The following is a 2,098-nucleotide window of genomic DNA, read 5'->3' as shown; positions in this document are numbered from 1 at the left end:
TAATTCTCACCTTTTTTGCCCGTCATCCTCGCAAATTTGATAGATGAATTATATCTAGTGCGGATGATTAGTAGAATAAAAATGTTCTCCTATAAATATTTTTGTGTTCTGCATAGTCAAACTAGAAAAAAATGGAGTTCTCACTGTAGAATAGAGTAAATTTAGTAAACAGTTATCGTAATGGCTAACACAATAAGCGATCAAGGACAAATAACTATTCCTCAAGAAATTAGGGATTACCTTAAATTGAATGCAGGGACTAAGATAGAATTTGTTATTGATGAAGAGGGACAAGTTAAAATAATTCCTCTGAAGTTTTCTGTGGAAGATTTGTCGGGTATCCTACATCATCCTGGAATTGAGAAAGCAACTCTTGAGGATATGGAAAATGCAATCCAGGAGGCCGCTATTGATTGGAGTTGATACCAATATTCTAGTTCGCTATCTGACTAGAGATGATGAACTACAGTGGCAAAAAGCACTAGAAATTATTAGAGAAAATCAGCCATGTTTTGTTTCTAATATTGTGTTGTGCGAGTTAGTTTGGGTTCTGAAAAGTCAAGCATATAAATTTAGCAAAGACCAAATTATTAAGACCTTGGAAATGATTTTGCAGAGTACAGTCTTTGAGTTGGAAAACCCTTCTGTTCTTTATCAAGCTATTGAGCGTACAAAACAGGGGAGTGCAGATTTTTCTGATTATTTGATAGGAGCGATATCTCGCCAAGCAGGTTGTGTAGAAACTGTGACATTCGACAAAAAATTAAGAGGAGAAGTAGGTTTTAACTGTCTTGAATAAAAGGTGATGTTGCATCCATATAATGTTGAGGAGTTTGAGGAGTATATTAAAACTTTGCAGGAAATGGGTAGGTTACGATTATTGTTAGTTTACTATAAACTTCAGCAGGCTACAACTCTAGGGAGCGTTGGCGAAGCCTAGCGGCAGCTATCTCGCCAAACTTGCCCCAAAGAATTATCCCTGCATCTGTGTACTTTATCTGCAGTGGCTTTACCGCGTTTTTTTGGTAGAGCTTATTTGGGTGCTATTTCTGGTTTTCAGATGATGATTCTGGTAATAGCTAGTACCATAGAAGCTTCTTTTTTGGCTATATTTAAGGATAAATTGGGTTCTTATCAACCTGGTCTTTATGGTTGTTTGATTATTGGTGATTTTGATTTTAATTCTCACCTTTTTTGCCCGTTATCCTCGCAAATCTGATAGATGAATTATATCAAGTCCAGTTGATTAGCATAATAAAAATGTTCTCCTCTAAATATTATTAATGTTTATAGCATTCATCTTGACAATCGTATTATTACGGTACTACAATAATATTAAAAATTTTGGCGTTGTTGATTATGGGTATGATTTCGCCCCCCTAGCCCCCCAATTTTGGGGGCATAAAACTCTAAAAGTCCGCAAATTTTGGGGTATTTAGGGGCCTTGACCAGAACCAAACAATCGCACATTCATACTTCAATTCAGCAACGCCAAAATTTCGACAACTAGGCTTAACTTATTGCAGGATGGCTAACCAAGGCTTAGTATATATGGTAATGGAGAAAATTCAATGGAACGAGATCCTGCTGTTTTAAAAAAAGTGTCAGTTAGCCTTCCTTTTGGCCTGGGGTCTGCTGAGTGGGAGGCAGACCAAACAGAACGTCATGCGGCCTGGTCGCTCTATGTTGAGCTGGTGACACGCATTTCGATACAACCATTAGGGCAAGAAGAGGGCATTTTTAGAGAAGCTTTAGACTCTCTCTACAGTTTATTTGAAACCACTCGTGAAATTTTGAAAGAAGCAGGTCCAGGGGTTGGTGCTTCATATAATTCAGTTGGTGGTATCGCGATCGCTGTTCTCAACCAAGGGTTACGGCCTTTTTTAACTAAGTGGCATCCTAGTTTAGAGGTTTGGGAAACTCAGAGACCCGATGGTGTTAGTTCTAAAGAACATGAGCTACAGTGGTCAGAAGAGCCTGAGCTGCGAAAGGAACTAGAGGTTTTGGGAAATGAGCTAAATAAGTATGCTCTAGCTCTAGCTCAAGTTGCTGGTGTAGAAAATTGAAAAATAAGGAGTTTATAAATGACTGAACAAAA

4 protein-coding genes are annotated in these 2,098 nt (G+C 38.0%); all 4 read left to right on the top strand.

The window, feature by feature from the left end; genetic code table 11:
* Nucleotides 1-180 precede the first annotated feature (180 nt).
* On the top strand, nucleotides 181-423 hold the full coding sequence (locus tag AC3DU7_RS32150) for an AbrB/MazE/SpoVT family DNA-binding domain-containing protein (RefSeq protein ID WP_488043287.1): 243 nt from the start codon (nucleotides 181-183) through the stop codon (nucleotides 421-423).
* Nucleotides 410-799, top strand: a complete 390-nt coding sequence (locus AC3DU7_RS32145; RefSeq protein WP_488043286.1) for a type II toxin-antitoxin system VapC family toxin — start codon at nucleotides 410-412, stop codon at nucleotides 797-799. Before AC3DU7_RS32150 ends, AC3DU7_RS32145 begins: the two co-directional genes overlap by 14 nt.
* 204 nt (nucleotides 800-1,003) lie before the next feature.
* Nucleotides 1,004-1,219, top strand: coding sequence for a hypothetical protein (locus tag AC3DU7_RS32140; RefSeq protein ID WP_488043285.1), 216 nt, complete (start codon nucleotides 1,004-1,006; stop codon nucleotides 1,217-1,219).
* Between the two features lie 352 nt (nucleotides 1,220-1,571).
* Nucleotides 1,572-2,066, top strand: coding sequence for a hypothetical protein (locus AC3DU7_RS32135; protein ID WP_488043284.1), 495 nt, complete (start codon nucleotides 1,572-1,574; stop codon nucleotides 2,064-2,066).
* Nucleotides 2,067-2,098: the final 32 nt, after the last annotated feature.

The sequence above is a fragment of the Okeania sp. genome (assembly GCF_983059655.1).
This window is presented reverse-complemented; position numbering and strand designations above follow the sequence as displayed.

Coding starts and splice junctions, on each gene's coding strand:
- AC3DU7_RS32150 (WP_488043287.1), top strand. CDS start 181: ATGGCTAACACAATAAGCGATCAAGGACAAATAACTATTCCTCAAGAA.
- AC3DU7_RS32135 (WP_488043284.1), top strand. CDS start 1,572: ATGGAACGAGATCCTGCTGTTTTAAAAAAAGTGTCAGTTAGCCTTCCT.